A 17,900-nucleotide genomic window follows, 5' to 3' on the forward strand; every position below is an offset into this window, starting at 1 on the left:
GAACCTGCACGCCGACACGCGACGGCTTTCCCGCGTCTGTAGCCTTCGGAGCGCGGTGGTATTCACGTCAGCCGCCGGTAGCGGGGTGCGCGGACACCAAGGACTTGGCCGAGACAAGGAGCCTGCACATGACCACCTCGACCGCGGAGCCTGCCGCGACCGGCCGCTCCTCTTGGTTGCCGATGATCGGGTTGTTCCTCGCCCAGGTCATGATGTCCTTCAACGTCGCGGCCCTGCCGGTGTCCTTGGGCGGCATGGTCGAGGACTTCGACGTCGCGCCGACCGTCGCGAGTACCACCATCGTCGTCTATGGTCTCGTCGTCGCAGCCCTGGTGATGTTGGGGGCCAAACTCGGTCAACGTATCGGTTGGCTGCTGATCTTCCGGATCGTCGTCGGTGTGTTCGCCTGCTCGGCGATCCTGATGATCGTTTCGCCCGCCGTTGGCTGGGCCATCGCGGGTCAGGCGTTGGCCGGTGCGGCAGCCGCCATCATCGTGCCATCGTTGGTCGCCTTGATCGCCGCGAACTATCACGGGGACCAGCAGGCGACGGCGATCGGCTCTCTCGGGTCGGCTCGTGCGGTGTCGGGGGTGAGCGCCTTCTTCCTCGGTGGTGCGCTGGGCACGCTGGTCGGATGGCGCCCCGTCTTCGGAATCGTGCTGGCACTTGCGGTTCTCATCCTGATCTTCAGCTTCACGCTCACCTCGGTGCCCGGTGACCCGGACATCACGATCGACGTCTTCGCCGCAATCCTGATCGGCATCGGCATCATGTCGCTCACGCTGGGTTTCAACAACCTCAACAACTGGGGGGCGTTCTACGCCGATCCCGCAGCACCTTTCGACATCGCCGGGGTCTCCCCGGCGCCCATGCTGATCGTCGCGGGCGTGGTCTTGGTGCAGGCGTTCTTCATGTGGACGCGACGGCGGATGGCGGCCGGCAAGGTTCCGCTGGTCGACCTGTCGGTGCTGCGCAGTTCGCGCGAGCGCTCGGCGGTCTACGCCATGTTCATCGTCGTGGCGATGGAAGCAGCACTGAATTTCACGGTGCCGCTCTACGTGCAGATCGTGCAGGGACGTACACCCTTCGACACCGCGCTCGCGATGATGCCCTTCAATCTCACGGTGTTCATCACCGCCACGCTTGTTGTGCGCGTGTACAAGCGATACACGCCGCGGGCGATCGGAGTGTTCTCGTTCGTTCTCACGACTGCTGCGCTGATCTGGCTGGCGTACGTTGTGTCGAATAATTGGGAGACGCTGCCGACCATTTTCGGTCTCATCGTCTTCGGTGTCGGTCAAGGTGCGCTCGTGACGCTGGTGTTCAACGTGCTGGTCACGTCGGCGCCCAAAAAGCTGGCCGGTGACGTGGGCTCGATCCGCGGTACCACGCAGAATCTCGCGTCTGCCGTCGGCACCGCGGTCATGGGCGCGCTGTTGGTCACTCTGCTGAGCATCGGTGTCGGACAAGCAGTCGTCGACAACCCGCGCCTGCCCGATTCGCTGGTGTCGCAGGTGAACCTGGACAACGTGAACTTCGTCAGCAATGACGAGTTGCGTGAGGTGCTCGACACCACCACAGCCACCCCCGAGCAGATCGATGAAGCGGTCCGGGTGAACGAAGACACTCGACTCACGACATTGAAGTACGGGCTGTTGCTCCTCGCCGCCTTGAGCGCAACCGCAATCGTGCCCGCCGGCCGCCTGCCGAATTATCGGCCGGGTGAGATTCCCGAAGATACCTACGGGGAAGACCGCTGAGGATCGCTGCTGCCTGTTCAAGCCCGAGGCGGTCCGGGTGGTCAGAGCTACGGCAAGTCGCAACTGCCTCCGGTGGTGGGGGTGACGTGGTCGCCGTGACGGGCCGTGGTCGACGCCGTTCCCGCGGGCCGATTCGGATCCCGCAGGTGAGGTCGGGGAACGCGGCCCGTCGACGACCCGCGCGACCCGAGCCGACCCGAGCGACGGCGACTCGACCCGGCCGCCGCCTCGTGGACCCGCATCGGAGATACTGCATCAGTTCCGCGACGACAACATTCCGCCGCCCAGCGCATGGGATCTGGAGGAGCCCTGATGACCGATGAGACCGCACCGCGCAAGCTGGTGATCTGCCTGGACGGCACCACCAACGAACCCGAGACCGGCTTCACCAACGTGGCACGGATGTTCGACGCCTGCGTCAAGGACTCCGGCCAGCTGGTCTACTACGACCCGGGTGTGGGCACGATGGGATCGCGTGCCGCGGTCACCCAGACCGGCCGAGCCGTCACCCGATTCGCGGGCATGGTGGCCGGATTCGGTATCCGTGACAACATCGAAGAGGCTTATACCTGGCTGTGTCAACGGTATCGGCCCGGCGACCAGATCTATGTGTTCGGTTTCTCCCGCGGTGCTTACACGGCGCGCGCGTTGACCGGGATGCTGCGCACCGTCGGGCTGTTGCACGCCGACGCCGTCAACCTGGTGCCCTACGCACTTAAGCTGTACACGCGGTCGGGGCCGAACGGGGAGTCTGCCGACGGGTCTGCGGATCGTGGTGCGGAGAAGGAATTCTGGAAGTTGCGCAACGACTTCCGGACCAAGTTCGGCAACCCCGACTTTCCGGGCCCGTTCCGCAACACCAAACAGGTCCGTTTTCTCGGCGTCTGGGACACGGTCAAATCAGTTGGCTGGCTCAATCTTCGCGCCCGCTTCGAGGTGGCGCGCTGGCCGTTCACCGCCAACATCGACAACGTGCAGACCGCACGGCACGCCCTGGCCATCGACGAACGGCGACGCCCCTTCGCCGAATACCGATTCGCCGCAGAGGCCACCGCCGATCGAGATGTGCAGGAGGTGTGGTTCGCGGGCGTGCACGGCGACGTCGGCGGCCAGTGCCGCGACGACAGCCGTCTACCCGATATCGCGCTCGCATGGATGATCGACGAAGCGCACGCTGCGGGTATACGCGTCGACGAGAAAGCGTACCGGCGGATACTCGGTGTGAAATTCGGTCAGCCCCTCGACGGCGACCTGGCGTTGGGTGAGATCGTCCCCAACGCGAGTCCGTGGCGCTTCGCGGGTGGCTGGCGGACGCGGCGGCCGCGAGCCGACGATGTGGTACACCCCAGCGTCACGCATCGCGTTGCCGCGACGCGTCGTGATCGGCAGCCTTATCGGTCACCGCTCGACGGGTGACGGTCAGCTGCGTTGGCTTGCCGCGGGCCGCTTCCGATCCCGCAGGTGCTGTTGGAGAACGCGGCCCGTCGACGACCCGCGCGACCCAAGCCGACCCGCGGCACGCTCACTCCCGCATCCGCTCGCGCGCCAGCGCAACTCGCAACTGAGCGACCCATTCAGGGCTCAACCGGTCGATCCCGTACTCCAACACCAGCAGGGCACCGGTGAGCGTGGCTCCCAGCAGCCGCATGAGCGCAGCGACCTGATCGCGATCGGGCACGGTTTCGATGACCCGGCAGTGGCGACGCTCTGCTCGACCAGTTGCTGCCACGATCGTGCGTTCATGTGATCAGGCTACGAACGCACTCCGACACAATCGGGTCGGCGGGAATGCAGCCTAGGCGGCAGCAGCAGCCGCCACCGCCTGCTTGCGCCGATACAGCACACCCGCCGCACCCACAGCGGCGCCGGCCAGCGCGAGCACGCCCACACGTTCACCTTCGAGTCGATGCCCGAGCAGCCCGTCCACCGAGTACCGGCCGGGACCGGTCAATGCGAGTGCCGCGGACGCGACACCCAGCACCGCGGGGAACTCGAGGCCGCCGTTCTGCGAGAAGAATCCATTGGGCCGGTGCACGTCGGCGGCGGCCAGCATCGCCGCCGCGCCCGCTGCCGACGCAACCCGTGTACCCGCACCCAGTGCGACCAGTCCGCCCGCGGCCTCACTCACGCCGGCGGTGACCGCCGACAACTTGGCAGGCTTGAATCCCATCGCGTCCATGCCGGCGGCCGTGCCGTCGATGCCCGGGCCGTTGAACCAACCCGCCAGCTTCTGCGTGCCGTGCGCGAACAACGTGGCGCCCACAGCTGTGCGCAGCGTCAGAAGTCCCAGGTCGAGTGCCTTCGTGCGTGACTTGTCAGCAGACATGACAAAGCTCCTTGGTCGTTAGCGGTGCAAACCTAAAACGGAACTGTAGTCCGCTTAGCTGAGAGACTCCTGGCCGCCCCTCTGCCCCGGCGCCTCAGGTTTCACGCTCGTGTCCCGTGGTAACCCGACAGCCATGACCGATCAGAACGATGCACCGGACCTCGACGACGTGATGACTCCCACCGAGGACGTCACTCCCGATCATCGCGAGCACGCCAAGGAGCCCAAGCACCTCGACGACGACGCGCTCGCGCAGCGCGCCGAGCACGAGCAGCAGCTGGTCGACGACGCACGTGACGACTGATTGTGGCCACTGAGCAGCGAGGAGGCGACACCGTGACCGACCAACCGCCCGAAGAACTCTCGACCGTCCAACTCGTCGAGCGACTGCAGCATCAGACCACGACGCTGGTCAAAACCGAGATCCGCGACGCCCTTGACGAGGTGAAGGCCAAGAGCAGCCGTTTCGGCGTCGGCGTCGGAGTGTCCGGCGCCGGTGCGCTGCTGCTGTTCTTCGGCCTCGCCACGATGGTGGCGGCGGCCGTCATCGGGTTGGCCAATGCCGTCGACCCGTGGCTGTCGGCGGTGATCGTCGGTGCCGTGCTGCTGGTGATCGGAGCCGTGGTCGCGGGGATCGGGGCCCAACGCGCCAAGGCTGCCGTACCGCCGGCACCGCAACACACCGCCGCCAGCGTTCAGCGCGACGTCGACACCGTGAAGGAGCACCTACGATGACCACCCCCGACGACCCGCCCGTCGAGCAGCAGCGCGAAGAGCTCGCCCAGACCGTCGACGCGCTCACCGACAAACTGGATGTGCGTGCGCGCGCCCACGACGCCGCCGAGCACACGGTGCAAGCGGCGTCCGCGACCGCCCGCGACAACCGGCAGCTCCTGATCGGTGTCGCTGCAGCGGTCCTCGCGGTCGGCGCGGTTGTGGTGATCCGCCGCAGGATTCGATAGGAATGGTCACATGAGCAACGTCTCCAAGACTCTGTACAAACCACTCGCGCTCGGCATCAGCATCCTCGGCGGTATGGCCGCCGGTGCGGTGTTCAACAAGGTGTGGGCGCAGTTCTCCGACGAACCCGACGCGCCGAACCCGAAAGACCTGCAGCGCAGCACCAGGGAGGTCCTGGCGGCGGCTGCGCTGCAGGGATTGATCTACGGAGTGGTGAAGGCGGCGATCGACCGCGCGGGCGCCCAGGGCTACAAGGCCGTCACCCACGAAACACCGGAGTAGCTCTTACCGAGAGCTTGGCTTCGCACTCTGGCGTGCGCGGACCGTGCCGCCCACGCCAGAGTGCGAAACCTTGTCGCACAACCGGTTACCGAGTCACCGCGTCATCACTGGGCGTGAGCCTCGATTTGCTCGGGTCTGCCCTTCGCCTCCACCTCGATCTTTCGCGGTTTGGCCCGCTCGGCCAGCGGGATCGTCAGTGTCAGAACGCCATTGTCGTAGTCGGCGGTGATACGCGAGATGTCGATGCCCTCGCCCAACGACAGCTGCCGCCGATACGTACCCGCGAAGCGTTCGCTGCTCAGCCACTGCACCCCCTCGTCCGACGGCGCGCTGCGCTGCGCGGACAGGGTCAGCGTGCCGTTGTCGACACTGATGTCGATGGAGCCGGGATCGGCGCCGGGCAGGTCGGCCACCAACATGTAGTGATCGTCGACCTTGTACAGATCCAGCGGCATGAACCGCGGGGTCCGCTGGGTGCCGGTCATCGAACCGGTCATCAGCCCCCGAGTAAGCGCATCAACATCGCTGAACGGATCAAAACGAAGCACAGCCACTCACCTCCTGAACCAAGGCTGCCCGCCACCCGTTGACGAGCAGCTCATTCGCTGTACGACTCCATAAATAGCACTGGATCGCCGATTGCGCTAGCACTCGGAAGCAAAGAGTGCTAAAAAATTCTTGTTCGTTTCGCGCCAGCGCTTCACCGCCGGAATGACAAGGAGGACACCATGACTGCGCGTGAATCAAGCTTGCAGCCACCGGTCGTCGAGTGGCCCGACCCCTCTCCCTTGGAGCGATGGTGGGCGTCGGTGATGACTTCGGGCCCCACATGGCGACAGTCGGCCCACGACGCACGACGAGCATCGGGGGCTACCTCCGCTCGGGACGTTCGATGAGCCTCGCGTTTGGATCGCGGAGTCCGAGGCGGCACCCTCCCGGCCCGTCCAATGGCGACAGGGGTCCAGTGGATGGGCTGTGCTCCGCAGTGCTCGCCACTCTGGGATTCGTCGCGACCTTCGCCCTCGTCTTTGTCGGCGCCTCGGTGGAGACGGTATTTCTGGCGGCGTTGATCGCAATCGCATCGTTGGGCGTCGAAATCCACTCGTTGAACCGGCTGCCCTGAGCGGCAAGACCCCTGGACTGGTGACGCCCGGAGGTCTCGGGCGCCGAACGGGGAGAAGCGCACTCGACGGTCAGCGAGGGATCCTTCCTCGACACATAGCTTCATATTGAAAACGACTGTCATTATGGTTAAGGTAGCGCCTGCTCCTTTTCCATCGGTCGACGTCGTTAGGGGAACTCGCGGTGCCACATCTGCTCCTGGTGGAAAGCTGGGTGGGGTCCATGGGGACGCTCCTGCCGCGTGCGATCGAGCAGCTGGGCGTGGAGTTCACCTTCCTCACCCGCGCGCCCGAGCACTACGCGCGCCAACAGCCGCCCGAGGAGATGCACCCGCTACTCGCGGGACGCGCCGTGGTCACGGCAGACACCAATGATCTTGCCGACGGGTTGCGGGCGGCACGCGAGATCGACGCCGACCTGCGGATCGACGGTGTGCTCACCGCATGCGACTACTACCTGCCCCTCGCCGCACATATCTCGTCCGCACTGGGGCTGGCCGGCCCCAGCCCGGACTCGATCGCCGACGCCTGCGACAAGGCGCGCACCCGCGTAACTCTCGATCACGCGGGTCTCGTCGGGCCCCGTCACCGGACCGTGGGTCTGGACGACGAAGTTCTTCTGCGTGCGGCAGCCGACGAGATCGGTTACCCCCTGGTGGTCAAGCCGACTGACCTGTGCGCCGGAATGTTCGTGCGGCGAGCCGACTCCTGGACCGACGTCGCAGCAGCGGTGGCGCAGTTGCGCAGCTTCGACATCAATGCACGCGGCCAGAAACGAGAACCCGTCGTCCTGCTGGAGCAGTTCCTGGACGGACCGGAGTTCAGCGTGGAGAGCTGGGTACATCGAGGCCGGGTTCATTCGCTCGGAGTCACCGACAAGAGCCTCGGCGGAGACTCGGGGTTCGTGGAGACCGGGCACATGTTCCCGGCGCACCTGAGTCCCGAGGACCGCTCGGCTCTCATCGTGACAGCCGAGCAGGCCATCGCCGCGCTGGGCCTCGACGACGTGGTGGTGCACACCGAACTGCGGCTCACCGGCGACGGGCCCAGGATCATCGAGATCAATCCACGACCGGCCGGTAACCAGATCACCGAGCTGATTCGCTACGTCGACCGAATCGACTTACCCTCCGTAGCAGTCGAACTCGCACTCGGCCGCGACCCGTCGTCGACGGGCGGTTCGGTGTGTTCAGCACACCGTTCGAGTTCACGCAGCGCGGCGGTGAGCATGCTCGTGCCACACCAGGCGGGCACGCTGACGTCGTTGCACGGGGCCGACGCCATCACCGACCATCCGGCTGTGGTGTCGGCGACCTTCAAAGAGCCCGGACATGTCACCGCATCGGGGGCGAACAACAACTCCTACCTCGGCAACATCATCGCCCTCGCCGACGAGTCGGGTGCGGCGCGTCGGGTGGCCGATGATCTCCTGGCCGGACTCGAAGTGACCATCGTGGACACACGCTCGTGATGCCGGCAGAGCTCGACTGCGTTGATGCGTTGATGGAGAAGTATTGCACCGAACCGGCTTCGGCTCCGCCGGCAGACCTGTCGGTAGCGGTCGCGTTCATCACCGATCAGGCCGCACAGCATGCCGGCCGGAACCAGCAGTACCGGAATCAGGTCCTCAGCGTCCGGGTGGGCACGGCGGTCGGCTCGTGCTCGATCGAACCCGGCAGCCTCGACCCCGGGACGGTCCTCGACTGCGCAGGAGCTTCGGTCCAGCGGCTCCTCCGTCACGAATCGCGCGCCGTCCGAATCGCAGTCCTCGACGCCTACCTCGCACACACGTGTCCGCACCGCGACGATTCTCGATGCGTAGCGTTACCTCTGCCGTCGGGCGATTCGCTGTTCCGATCGATGCGGCGCGCCCGCCACGTGACCGGACTCGTCCCGGTGGTTCCGGGCGAGCGGGTCCTGGTTGTCGGCGTGGTCAACTCGTTGCTCGCGTGCCTCCGAGAACGTGGTGTGCATTATGTCGCGTGCGATCTCAGAGGGGGACGGACGGAGTGGGATGAACCGATCGTCACCGACTTCACCTCGGCGTTGCCGACCTGCGATGCGGTGCTGGCCACGGGAATGATGTTGGGCAACGGCACCTTCGGCACGCTGTGCGATGCTGCGACGTCTGCGGGAACACCGATCACTGTTTTCGCGCAGAGCGGCAGCGCCGTGGCCAGGGAGTTGCTCGGGGGAGCGGTCCATTCGTTGTCGGCCGAACCCTACCCCTTCTTCTGGCTGACCGGCGACGGCGGCGAGATGTACCTGTATCCCGGGGAGAATCCGCGATGAGCACCGACGGCCTTCTGACGATCGGCTGCAGCCCACTCGCGCATATCGCCACACCGGTACCCCGCGACCATCCGGGCTACTACGCGAAGATCGAGGCCCTCGCGGTCGGGGGCCTCAAGGCCAGATCGGCAGTGTCCATGGTCATGGGCGCGCGCAGCCGCGGCGACCTCGCAGACGGTGCCGCCATCGTGGAGTCCACCAGCGGAACGTTGGGAATCGGGCTCGCCTATGTTGCCCAGCGACTGGGCCATCCGCTGACCCTGGTGGTGGACCGTGAACTGGAACCGGCGATGCGGAACCTGCTCACCGCGCTGGGGACCACCCTGGTGGTGGTCGACCGTCCCCACCCCACGGGTGGGTGGCAGCAGGCGCGTCTGGACATCGTGCACGAGATCCGGAATGGTCCGCAGAAGCCATACTGGCCCAACCAGTACGACAACCCCGACAACGCCCGCGGCTACCTGGGCCTGGCCGACGAGATCATGACAGACCTCGGCGCCCGGGGGATCGAGCGCGCCGAGGTGCTCGTCTGCAGCGTCGGCACCGGCGGGCACAGCAACGGTGTCGGCCGCCGACTGCGCGAAATGTGGCCACACCTGCGACTCATCGGCGTCGACGCGGTGGGATCGACGATCTTCGGCCAACCCGGCACCGCGCGGATGATGCGCGGCCTGGGCAGCAGCCTGCATCCCGGCAACGTCGGCTACGAACTGTTCGACGAGGTGCACTGGGTGGGCCCATGCGAGGCTGTGCACGCCTGTCGGGCGCTGGCGCGCGACGGATTCCACACCGGAGGCTGGTCGACCGGTGCCGTCGCACTCGTCAGCGGCTGGGCCGCGGCACGCTGGCCGGGCACAGTGGTGACCATCTTCCCGGATGGACCGGAACGCTACCTGCACAACATCTTCGACGACGAGTGGTGCAACCGGCGCGGCCTGCTGGGGCCACCGCGCCGCTCACCCCACGAGATCGACGACTGCCACGACCCGACCGACTGTTGGACCCGATGCTGCTCGGTACGTGTGCCGGAATCAGCACCCGCCCACGGATCGGCGAGCGCTCCCGCAGGCGTGACACAACCAGGAAAGGCGGCGGTGACATGACTCTCGAATGGACGTCGACCACGCTCCGGTTGCGCGAGCCGTTCCGGATCAGCCGCGGGGCGATGGCCGAGCGAGACGCCGTGACTGTCGTCGCCTGCGACCCCGACTCCGAGCTCACTGGATACGGCGAGGTCGTCACCTCCCGCTATGCCGACCTGGATCTGCGACGCATCGACACCGAGCTGCATTATGTTCGTGATCACCTCGACGACGATCCGATGACGTGGCGGTCCGTCGGTGAGGTGTCGCCCGCCGTATGTACCGCCGTCACCACAGCGCGCACCGACCTACACGCGCGTCAGCACAATCACACGGTTGCAGCGTCATTCGGGCTCACCGCGCCGAGAGCGATACCCATCCTCCGAACTCTCGGAATCGACTCGCCGACGGCGATGGCGAATGCCGCCCGCGAAGCGCGTCACCGGGGATTCCGGACTCTGAAGGTGAAGCTCGACGACGATGCACGCCTGAGCATCGAGCGCCTCACCACCATCGCCGACACCGTCGGCGACGTCGACCTCATCGCGGACCCCAACGAGGCGTGGACGGTGTCGACGGCACTCACCGTGCTGTCCGACTGCGCAGAGGTCGGGCTGGTGGCCCTGGAACAGCCGCTCGCCGCCACCGACCACCGAGGACAGCGGGAACTGCTGAGCACCATCGACATCCCGGTGATCGCCGACGAATCCATCCATGGTCCCGAGGGTCTTGACGACCTGGTGGGACTGTTCTCCGCGGTGAACATCAAGCTGTCCAAATGCGGCGGGTTGACCAGCGCCGTCGAGTTGGCCACCGGCGCCTGCGAGCGCGGTCTCGACGTGATGCTCGGTTGTCTCGCGAGCAGCTCGTTGAGCATTGCTCCGGCCGCCCAGTTGGGAGGGCTCGCGCGATGGTGCGACCTCGACGGCCATCTTCTGCTGGACCACGACCCGTGGACAGGCTTGGGCGGAGCCGACGGATGGCTTCGGCCTGACGGCACGGCCGGTCTCGGGGTGTATCCGACCGCGACGGGGCGATGCCCATGAGTCCGACCCGAAGCGCCGGCACGCTGAGCCTGTTGCGGAGTTTCCCGCGGTCGGTCCAACTGCTCGTGATCAACCAGTACGGCGTGAACACCGGGTTCTACATGCTGGTGCCCTATCTGGCGATGCACCTGACCGACGATCTTGGTCTGTCCCTGGCGGTCACCGGCCTCATTCTCGGTGTGCGGACGTTCAGTCAACAGGGAATGTTTCTGATCGGCGGTACCGCCGCCGACCGGCTCGGGCCGCATCGAGTCATCATCGCGGGCTGCGCGTTGCGTTCGGTGGGCTTCGCGGTGTTCGCCTTCGGGACATCGGTGCCGCTGCTCGCGCTCGCCTCGATTCTCTCCGGTCTCGCCGGCGCCCTGTTCAACCCGGCGGTTCGGTCCTACATCGCTGTCGCCGAACCGGATCGACGGGCCGAGGCCTTCGCCGTGTTCAATGTCTTCGCCCAGGCCGGCGCACTGTCCGGCCCGCTGATCGGCAGCGCCTTGCTGCTCGTGGATTTCCGCGTTGCCGCCGTGGCTGCCGCCGTCGTCTTCGCCGCGCTGACCATCGCGCAGGCCCGGTTCCTGCCGCCGCACCCGGTGGCGCCGTCGGAGACCACCGTCCTGGGCGGTTGGGGAGAGGTGCTGTCGAACCGACGATTCATGTTGTTCACCTTCGCGATGCTCGGCATGTTCGCACTGCAGACGCAGATGTATCTGGTCTATCCCGTCTTCGCGCAACGCATCACCGACTGGGGTGGCGCCGTGGCCGTGGTGTTCCTGAGTACGACGGTCTTCAGTCTGGTGTGTCAGGTGCGGCTGACTCGCTGGTTCGCGGACAGAACCCCTCGCGGATCCGCCATCACCGCCGGATTGGCGTTGATGGGTGCCGCTTTCCTGGTCCTACTGCCGGTGCTGTGGTCGTCGGCCGGCAGCGTCGCTGCTCGCATCGCGGCGATGGTCGTGGTGATCGCCTCGGCACTGGTGCTGGAGGCCGGGATCATGGTGGCGCAACCGTTCGTTCTCGAGTTGATACCGGCCTACGCGTCATCCACCGTGTCGGGGACGCTCTTCGGGATGTTTTACCTCGTCTCCGGGATTGCTGCGACTGTCGGCAATATCGCGATCGGTCGCGGTATCGACACGGGGACCGGCTGGCCGGGTCTCGTCATCTGTGCAGCAATCGGTTTCGGATCGGCGGTCGCCGTGTGGACACTGCACCGACGGGGATTGTTGGCCCGGCCCGCGGGGGTGGTGTCATGACGTCGCAGTCGACGCGCAACTTCTTGACGGACAACCCGGAACTGTACGAGCTCAGGTTTCCCGACCACGATCACTCGGCCGGGAGGTTCTTACACGACGTGATGCGGACCCACCTGACGACCTCGACACCGCCGGATGCGGAATATCCGCCCGCGGTGTTGGACATCGGGTGCGGAACCGGACGCGACATGGGCTATCTCAGCGGCCTCGGGTACCGCTGCACCGGACTCGACTGCTCTGCCGAGATGCTGCGATACGCCCGCTCGCGGCACCGCGACGTGCGTTTCGTCGAGGCAGACATGCGCGAATTCGACGTGACACCGGGAGGTTTCGATGCGATCACCTGTCTGGACAGCTCCCTGCTGTATTGCCATACCGATGATGACCTGCGTGCCTGCCTCGACCGTTGCCGCTCCCATACGCGGCCCGGCGGACTTTTGATCCTCGAAATGCGTAACGGCGCCTACTTCCTGGGAAACTCCGAACTCCTGGACCATCCGACGCAGTTCAGTGTGCAAGCCGCCGGGCAGACCTGGCGGGCCGACACCATATTGTGGATCGACCACGGTTCGCAGCTGTTGCGCCGGCGTCGGGTGTGGCGCGGCGCCGATGACGAACCCGTCGTTCAGTCCTCGGCGTGGCGGCTGCTGTTTCCGCTGGAGATCGCCGGTCACCTGTCGCGCGCCGGCTACACCATCCGCACCATGTTCGACGCTCCGGGACCCCGCGTCGAAGGCGGGTGGCCGGCACATCCGCCACGATTGCCCGCCCGAGGTGACACCTCGTTGGCCGGGGACCGCCTGCACATCGTGGCGGAGGCGATCACATGAGCGCGGCGATGCACCGTCCGCGTCTTACCCACCAGGAAAGGCATTCATGAAGCATTCGGATTCTGCACGGCGCGCGATCTCGGCTCCGTTCACCCGCCGATCGTTCCTCGGCCTCGGCGCCGCCGCCGCGGGGGCAGTGCTGCTGGGCGCGTGCGGCACCGACAGCAGCTCGTCACCGACGTCCGGCCAGGCTCCTCGGACCGGCGGCAGACTCCAGGCTGTCTTCAACGGCGGTGGCGCCGACGAGGTTCTCGACCCCCACAAGTCCAACCTGTACGTCGACGTCGCGCGGTCGAATGCGATGTACGACAAACTTGTCGAACTCGGCGACGACCTGTCGCCGGTCCCGCGCCTGGCGGCCGAGTGGCAACCCAACGCCGACGCCACCGTCTGGACGATTCGCCTGCGCGACGCCCGTTTCCATGACGGTCGACCGGTCCGCGCAGCCGATGTCCTCTACTCCTACAGCCGCATCGTCGACCCGAAGAACGCGCTGCGACCCGCCGCAGCACTCGCGGTCCTCGACGTTCCCAGGTCTCGTGCGATCGACGACCGAACAGTCGAACTGGTCTGTACGCAACCCTGCGGCGAGATCACCACGGTGCTGTCGGCATTCGGTGCGTACATCATCCCCGAGGGCACCACCGACTTCGCTACACCGGTCGGCACCGGTGCATTCTCCTTCGTCTCCTTCGCTCCCGGACGGTCGCTGGTCACCACCCGATTCGACGACCACTGGGACGGCGCAGCATACGTGGACGAGTTGGAGATCCTCACCGCTTCCGACGAAACCGCACGCATCAATGCGCTGCTCGGCGGGCAGGTGCACTACGCCGATGACCTCAGCGTCACCTCGGCTCGCACGTACGCCGGTGACGATCGCGTCGAGATCCTCACCTCGCCGCAGAGTTCGATGTCGGCATTCGCGATGAAAGTCGACCGCCCTCCGTTCGACAGCCTCGAACTACGGCAGGCGATGTTCGCGCTCGTCGACCGCAACCAACTCGTATCCACGATCCTCGGCGAGACCGGAACAGTAGGAAACGACCTGTTCGGCAAAGGGTTCGAATACTACGCCGACGATCTGCCGCAGCGCGAACAGGACCTCGATCTGGCCCGGGACCTCATCCGACGGGCCGGTGCGCGCAACACCACCATCGACCTGCAGACGACGTCATCGACCAACGGCTTCGTCGAGGCGGCCAACATCCTCGCCGAGCAGGCCGCACAGGTGGACCTGAACATCAACGTGGTCGTCGGTGAGGGATCGACGTTCTGGTCGAAGACTCTCGATGAGGGTGTGCTGTCGAGCTTCCGGTCCGGTGCGATGCCCATCGGCAGCCACATCGAACAGCGCATGCTCACCGAGTCGACAAAGAACTACACGCAGTGGCGGCGCCCGGAGTTCGACTCCTTGTATGCCACGGCCAGTCAGACCACCGATGGCGCTGCGCGTGATCGCGCCTATCAGGACATGCAGAGCCAGCTCTACACCGAAGGCGGGTTGCTGGTGTGGGGCTTCTCCGACGCCCAGCACGGCATGGCGCCCAACCTGCGCGGGATGCCACAGAATGCGCCGACCAACACACTCGGGTACGCGCGATTCGACAAGGCCTGGCTCGCATGAACATCGCCCGCTACGCGGGCATCCGTCTGACGGTGGGTGTGGTGCAGACGGCGGCGGTGGTGGGCTGTGTGTTCGTGGTCGCCTCCGCGTTGCCCGGCGACGCGGCCGTGGCCATTGCTGCCGACGATCCGGATCCCGACCGTATCGCCGCGCTGCGACAGAACCTCGGTCTCGACCGGCCCCTGCTCACCCAGTTCGGTGATTGGGCCGGTGGTCTTCTGCAGGGGGATCTCGGAACCTCGGCGGGCTCTGGGCGCCCGGTGACCGCGATTCTCGCCGACGCCCTGGGGCCCACGGTGACGCTCGCGGTTCTCGCGATGGCGCTGACCGTCCCTGCGGCCATCGCGATCGGCGTGGTGGCCGCCACGCATCGCGGCCGGCGGCTGGATCGCACCATCACGGGTACCACGGTGGCGTTGTACGCGGCTCCGGAGTTCGCCGTGGCGATCGTGCTCATCTCGGTGTTCGCGGTGGGCCTGGGATGGTTTCCCCCTACCGCGGTCGGCGCCGGAGACTCCCTGCTCGACCAACCGGAACTGCTCGTACTGCCGGTCGTCGTCCTGATGGTGCGTCCGGTGTGCTCGTTGTCGCGGTTGGTGCGCGCATCGATGGCCACCACATTGGACTCGGAGTACGTCGAACATTCGCTGCGTCTGGGTATCTCGATGCGTCGCGTCATCTGGCGCCACGCACTGCCCGGGTCGCTGACACCGGCGACCCAGCATGTCGCGCGGATCGCCGATTGGATGCTGGGCGGTGTGGTGATCGTCGAGGCCGTCTTCGCCATCGGCGGCCTCGGCGAGGTCCTGGTGGACGCCGTCAGCAGCCGCGATTTGCCGTTGCTCATGGGGGTGGTGTGTCTGTTCGCGGTGATCACGGTGGTGGTGAACACTGTCGCCGACATCGTTGCCTATCAGCTGAATCCGGCGGCCGGAGATGCACTGTGAGTTCTTTGCGACGACATCCTCGACTTGCACTGATCCTCGGCGCCACCCTCGCGGGTATACCGCTGATGGTGGCGCTCGCCGGTCCGCTGGTGGCCGAGCCTGGCGAGCGTGGCCCGGCCTTCACTCAGGGCGAGAACTGGCTGCTGGGCACCGACGTGGAAGGTCGCGATGTGCTGTCGCAGGTTCTGTTGGGTGGGCGCTCGCTGGTGGTGATTGCGGTGATCGCGGTGGTGCTGACCTACGCCGTCGCGGTGCCGTGGGCGATCACCGCGGCCACCAGCCGGCATCGGCTCATCGATGAGATGATGATGCGTCCGCTCGACGTGCTGCTGTCGTTGCCGTCGATCATGCTGCTGCTGATCGTGGTCGCCATGTCGGGAGCCAGCACTGTGGTGCTGACGGTCACCGTTGCCCTGTTGTTGTTTCCGGATGCGGCCCGACTGATCCGCGCATCTGCCCTGCGTGCAGTGCACACCCCTGCCATGCAGGCGCTGATTCTGCAACGGGAGTCGTGGTGGCGCAGGATGATCGGCTATCTGGGTCGCACCCTGGTCCCGATCATCGCCGCCGATGCCGGACTCAGATTCGTGGGAGCCATCTATCTGGTCGCATCGGCCAGTTTTCTCGGTCTCACCGCTGATGCCGCGGGCACCGACTGGGCGGTCATGGTGGATCGCAATCGAGGCGGGATTGCGCTGGTGCCGTGGGGGGTTCTGGTTCCCGCTGCACTTATCATCGCGATGGCGGTGGGCGTGAACCTGCTGTGCGATTCGTTGACCCGACAGCATACGCGGAGCGAAACCACTGCCGGGGTAACGGAATGACCCGTGGAACCGGAACGACTCCCATGGTGGCGCCAACTCTCGTCTCGATTCGCGGGCTCACCGCCCGCGTCGGGCAACGGGTGATCGTCGACGACATCGATCTCGACATCCCCGCCAACGGGGTCACCGCTCTGGTCGGTTCGTCGGGAAGCGGCAAGACCACCACCGCGATGGCGCTGATGGGTGAGCATCGGCCGGGTGTACAGCTCAGTTGGTGTCGGAAGAGTACCGCGCAGCTGCACTTCGGCTATGTGCCGCAACATCCCTCGGCAGTACTCAATCCGGCACTGCGGATCGGAACCGTACTGCGCGACGTCGAGCAGGCGGCACGGCGTCGAGGCGCGGACGTATCGGTGGATGACGCACTGCGGCGAGCCGGCTTCTCCGACGATCCGGCGATGCTACGTCGGCATCCGCATCAGCTCTCCGGTGGCCAGCAGCAACGTCTGGTGATCGCGCTGGCCCTGCTCACCGCGCCGGACTGCCTTGTGATGGACGAACCGACCACCGGTCAGGATCCGGCGCGTCGCGACGCAGTGCTCACCGAGATCGAACGCCTCACCGGTCTCGGACTGCCCGTGCTGCTGCTCACCCACGATCATGACGCGGTGCGGCGGGTGGCGTCACACGTCATCACCATGGAGAGCGGGCGGATCGTCGCCCGTGCGGACCGGCAGCCAACGGGTCGCGACGAGAGCAGCGGTCGCCACCGTCACCAGATCGCCGATCGCGACGTCGTTGAAGCAGGCGTTGCGCGGTTGGCGCTGGAGGGCATCAGCGCCGGGTATCGGCGCCACCCGGTCCTGCAGGATTTCTCCCTGCGCGTCGAACCCGGCGAGTGTGTCGCGCTGGTGGGCGCAAGCGGGTCGGGGAAATCAACGGCCGCACGAGTGTTGGCGGGGCTGCATGCGCCGTCGGCAGGGCGGGTGCTGCTCGACGGACGGCCCTTGCCGGATGTGGTGAGCCGCCGATCCCAAGCCGATGCTGCCGCGATCGCCTACGTCTTCCAGGACGCGAAGGCTGCGTTCGACCCGTATCGCTCGGTGTGGGATCAGATCGTGCGGTCGCCTGTGCGGCTGCGCTCGGCCGGCCGTGCGCAGGCGCAGGCCGCGGCGTTGCGTGCCATCGAGCAGGTTGGGCTCCGTCGGGCACTGGCCGACAGCCGTCCGCGCACGCTGTCGGGTGGTGAGGTGCAGCGGGCGGCGATCGCGCGTGCCCTGGCCGCCGACCCCTCGGTGTTGATCTGCGATGAGGTGACGACCGGATTGGACCCCGAATCTCAGCGCCAAGTACTGCATGTGATGTCCCGACTCACCCGCGACGAGGACCGGTCACTGCTGATGATCACCCACGACCAGGAGGCTGTCGCGCAGGTCGCCGACCGCGTCGTTGACCTCGACCTTGACCTCGACGTCGCAGAGCAGCGCATGTGATGGCATGCCTTTCGCCGTCGAGTGGGCGGCGCTACTTCCCGTTGACTGGGCGCTAGATTCCGTTGACTGGGCGTCGTTTCCCGTTGACTGGGCGTCGTTTTCGGTCGAGTGGGCTCTCAGGCT

The 17,900-nt window shown here is 66.3% G+C and carries 20 protein-coding genes; 17 read left to right on the forward strand and 3 right to left on the reverse strand.

Annotated features, from left to right (window positions below; translation table 11 throughout):
- Positions 1–128: 128 nt before the first annotated feature.
- Complete coding sequence (locus VX037_RS13920) at positions 129–1,760, forward strand: MFS transporter (protein ID WP_328714691.1); 1,632 nt, start codon at positions 129–131, stop codon at positions 1,758–1,760.
- A 312-nt stretch (positions 1,761–2,072) separates the two neighbouring features.
- The gene (locus VX037_RS13925) at positions 2,073–3,176 is read left to right on the forward strand and encodes a DUF2235 domain-containing protein (protein ID WP_328714692.1); all 1,104 of its coding nucleotides are present in this window, start codon (positions 2,073–2,075) and stop codon (positions 3,174–3,176) included.
- Positions 3,177–3,282: 106 nt separating this feature from the next.
- On the opposite strand, the gene VX037_RS13930 is transcribed toward VX037_RS13925, so the two are convergent.
- Together VX037_RS13930 and VX037_RS13935 are read right to left on the reverse strand one after the other, a co-directional pair.
- Positions 3,283–3,489, reverse strand: a complete 207-nt coding sequence (locus VX037_RS13930; RefSeq protein ID WP_266060149.1) for a hypothetical protein — start codon at positions 3,487–3,489, stop codon at positions 3,283–3,285.
- 66 nt (positions 3,490–3,555) lie between these two features.
- Positions 3,556–4,086 carry a DoxX family protein gene (locus tag VX037_RS13935; RefSeq protein ID WP_266060150.1) on the reverse strand — a complete coding sequence of 177 codons (531 nt, stop codon included), beginning with the start codon at positions 4,084–4,086 and terminating at the stop codon, positions 3,556–3,558.
- A 133-nt stretch (positions 4,087–4,219) separates the two neighbouring features.
- Here VX037_RS13935 and VX037_RS13940 point away from each other — a divergent pair, with 133 nt between their 5' ends.
- The 4 genes from VX037_RS13940 to VX037_RS13955 are packed head-to-tail and all read left to right on the forward strand — an operon-like array spanning position 4,220 to position 5,328.
- On the forward strand, positions 4,220–4,390 hold the full coding sequence (locus tag VX037_RS13940; protein WP_235724049.1) for a hypothetical protein: 171 nt from the start codon (positions 4,220–4,222) through the stop codon (positions 4,388–4,390).
- A gap of 32 nt (positions 4,391–4,422) precedes the next feature.
- Entirely contained in the window at positions 4,423–4,821 is a 399-nt protein-coding gene (locus VX037_RS13945; RefSeq protein ID WP_287015241.1) for a phage holin family protein, read from the forward strand.
- The gene (locus VX037_RS13950; protein ID WP_266060151.1) at positions 4,818–5,048 is read left to right on the forward strand and encodes a DUF3618 domain-containing protein; all 231 of its coding nucleotides are present in this window, start codon (positions 4,818–4,820) and stop codon (positions 5,046–5,048) included. The genes VX037_RS13945 and VX037_RS13950 overlap by 4 nt, the downstream gene beginning before the upstream one ends.
- 10 nt (positions 5,049–5,058) lie before the next feature.
- On the forward strand, positions 5,059–5,328 hold the full coding sequence (locus VX037_RS13955; protein ID WP_235724046.1) for a DUF4235 domain-containing protein: 270 nt from the start codon (positions 5,059–5,061) through the stop codon (positions 5,326–5,328).
- 104 nt (positions 5,329–5,432) lie between these two features.
- On the opposite strand, the gene VX037_RS13960 is transcribed toward VX037_RS13955, so the two are convergent.
- Positions 5,433–5,876, reverse strand: a complete 444-nt coding sequence (locus tag VX037_RS13960; RefSeq protein WP_287015248.1) for an Hsp20/alpha crystallin family protein — start codon at positions 5,874–5,876, stop codon at positions 5,433–5,435.
- Between the two features lie 437 nt (positions 5,877–6,313).
- Between VX037_RS13960 and VX037_RS13965 the strand changes: the two genes are divergently transcribed.
- The 11 genes from VX037_RS13965 (at position 6,314) to VX037_RS14015 (ending at position 17,777) form a co-directional block, all read left to right on the forward strand.
- On the forward strand, positions 6,314–6,451 hold the full coding sequence (locus VX037_RS13965; RefSeq protein WP_235724045.1) for a hypothetical protein: 138 nt from the start codon (positions 6,314–6,316) through the stop codon (positions 6,449–6,451).
- 221 nt (positions 6,452–6,672) lie between these two features.
- Entirely contained in the window at positions 6,673–7,920 is a 1,248-nt protein-coding gene (locus VX037_RS13970) for an ATP-grasp domain-containing protein (RefSeq protein ID WP_328714693.1), read from the forward strand.
- Positions 7,920–8,741 (forward strand): Rossmann-like domain-containing protein, encoded by an 822-nt coding sequence (locus tag VX037_RS13975; protein ID WP_328714694.1) that lies wholly within the window; start codon positions 7,920–7,922, stop codon positions 8,739–8,741. Before VX037_RS13970 ends, VX037_RS13975 begins: the two co-directional genes overlap by 1 nt.
- Complete coding sequence (locus VX037_RS13980) at positions 8,738–9,844, forward strand: PLP-dependent cysteine synthase family protein (RefSeq protein WP_287015237.1); 1,107 nt, start codon at positions 8,738–8,740, stop codon at positions 9,842–9,844. The genes VX037_RS13975 and VX037_RS13980 overlap by 4 nt, the downstream gene beginning before the upstream one ends.
- Positions 9,841–10,869, forward strand: a complete 1,029-nt coding sequence (locus VX037_RS13985) for a dipeptide epimerase (protein ID WP_328714695.1) — start codon at positions 9,841–9,843, stop codon at positions 10,867–10,869. Before VX037_RS13980 ends, VX037_RS13985 begins: the two co-directional genes overlap by 4 nt.
- Positions 10,866–12,116 carry an MFS transporter gene (locus VX037_RS13990; protein WP_328714697.1) on the forward strand — a complete coding sequence of 417 codons (1,251 nt, stop codon included), beginning with the start codon at positions 10,866–10,868 and terminating at the stop codon, positions 12,114–12,116. Before VX037_RS13985 ends, VX037_RS13990 begins: the two co-directional genes overlap by 4 nt.
- Complete coding sequence (locus tag VX037_RS13995; RefSeq protein WP_328714698.1) at positions 12,113–12,946, forward strand: class I SAM-dependent DNA methyltransferase; 834 nt, start codon at positions 12,113–12,115, stop codon at positions 12,944–12,946. The genes VX037_RS13990 and VX037_RS13995 overlap by 4 nt, the downstream gene beginning before the upstream one ends.
- Positions 12,947–12,992: 46 nt before the next feature.
- The gene (locus tag VX037_RS14000) at positions 12,993–14,573 is read left to right on the forward strand and encodes an ABC transporter substrate-binding protein (protein ID WP_328714700.1); all 1,581 of its coding nucleotides are present in this window, start codon (positions 12,993–12,995) and stop codon (positions 14,571–14,573) included.
- Positions 14,570–15,520 (forward strand): ABC transporter permease, encoded by a 951-nt coding sequence (locus VX037_RS14005; RefSeq protein WP_328714701.1) that lies wholly within the window; start codon positions 14,570–14,572, stop codon positions 15,518–15,520. Before VX037_RS14000 ends, VX037_RS14005 begins: the two co-directional genes overlap by 4 nt.
- Positions 15,517–16,344, forward strand: coding sequence for an ABC transporter permease (locus VX037_RS14010; RefSeq protein ID WP_328714703.1), 828 nt, complete (start codon positions 15,517–15,519; stop codon positions 16,342–16,344). Before VX037_RS14005 ends, VX037_RS14010 begins: the two co-directional genes overlap by 4 nt.
- A complete protein-coding gene (locus VX037_RS14015) occupies positions 16,341–17,777 on the forward strand; it encodes an ABC transporter ATP-binding protein (protein ID WP_328714704.1) in 1,437 nt (478 codons plus the stop codon). Before VX037_RS14010 ends, VX037_RS14015 begins: the two co-directional genes overlap by 4 nt.
- The last annotated feature ends 123 nt before the right edge of the window (positions 17,778–17,900 follow it).

The organism is Gordonia sp. Z-3 (genome assembly GCF_036233855.1).
Classification (GTDB): Bacteria; Actinomycetota; Actinomycetes; order Mycobacteriales; family Mycobacteriaceae; genus Gordonia; species Gordonia tangerina.

Bases quoted from the DNA above. Each gene is read 5' to 3' on its own strand.
- VX037_RS13920 (WP_328714691.1), top strand. From the start codon at position 129: ATGACCACCTCGACCGCGGAGCCTGCCGCGACCGGCCGCTCCTCTTGG.
- VX037_RS13925 (WP_328714692.1), top strand. From the start codon at position 2,073: ATGACCGATGAGACCGCACCGCGCAAGCTGGTGATCTGCCTGGACGGC.
- VX037_RS13935 (WP_266060150.1), bottom strand. From the start codon at position 4,086: ATGTCTGCTGACAAGTCACGCACGAAGGCACTCGACCTGGGACTTCTG.
- VX037_RS13940 (WP_235724049.1), top strand. From the start codon at position 4,220: ATGACCGATCAGAACGATGCACCGGACCTCGACGACGTGATGACTCCC.
- VX037_RS13950 (WP_266060151.1), top strand. From the start codon at position 4,818: ATGACCACCCCCGACGACCCGCCCGTCGAGCAGCAGCGCGAAGAGCTC.
- VX037_RS13955 (WP_235724046.1), top strand. From the start codon at position 5,059: ATGAGCAACGTCTCCAAGACTCTGTACAAACCACTCGCGCTCGGCATC.
- VX037_RS13970 (WP_328714693.1), top strand. From the start codon at position 6,673: ATGGGGACGCTCCTGCCGCGTGCGATCGAGCAGCTGGGCGTGGAGTTC.
- VX037_RS13975 (WP_328714694.1), top strand. From the start codon at position 7,920: ATGCCGGCAGAGCTCGACTGCGTTGATGCGTTGATGGAGAAGTATTGC.
- VX037_RS13980 (WP_287015237.1), top strand. From the start codon at position 8,738: ATGAGCACCGACGGCCTTCTGACGATCGGCTGCAGCCCACTCGCGCAT.
- VX037_RS13985 (WP_328714695.1), top strand. From the start codon at position 9,841: ATGACTCTCGAATGGACGTCGACCACGCTCCGGTTGCGCGAGCCGTTC.
- VX037_RS13990 (WP_328714697.1), top strand. From the start codon at position 10,866: ATGAGTCCGACCCGAAGCGCCGGCACGCTGAGCCTGTTGCGGAGTTTC.
- VX037_RS13995 (WP_328714698.1), top strand. From the start codon at position 12,113: ATGACGTCGCAGTCGACGCGCAACTTCTTGACGGACAACCCGGAACTG.
- VX037_RS14000 (WP_328714700.1), top strand. From the start codon at position 12,993: ATGAAGCATTCGGATTCTGCACGGCGCGCGATCTCGGCTCCGTTCACC.
- VX037_RS14005 (WP_328714701.1), top strand. From the start codon at position 14,570: ATGAACATCGCCCGCTACGCGGGCATCCGTCTGACGGTGGGTGTGGTG.
- VX037_RS14015 (WP_328714704.1), top strand. From the start codon at position 16,341: ATGACCCGTGGAACCGGAACGACTCCCATGGTGGCGCCAACTCTCGTC.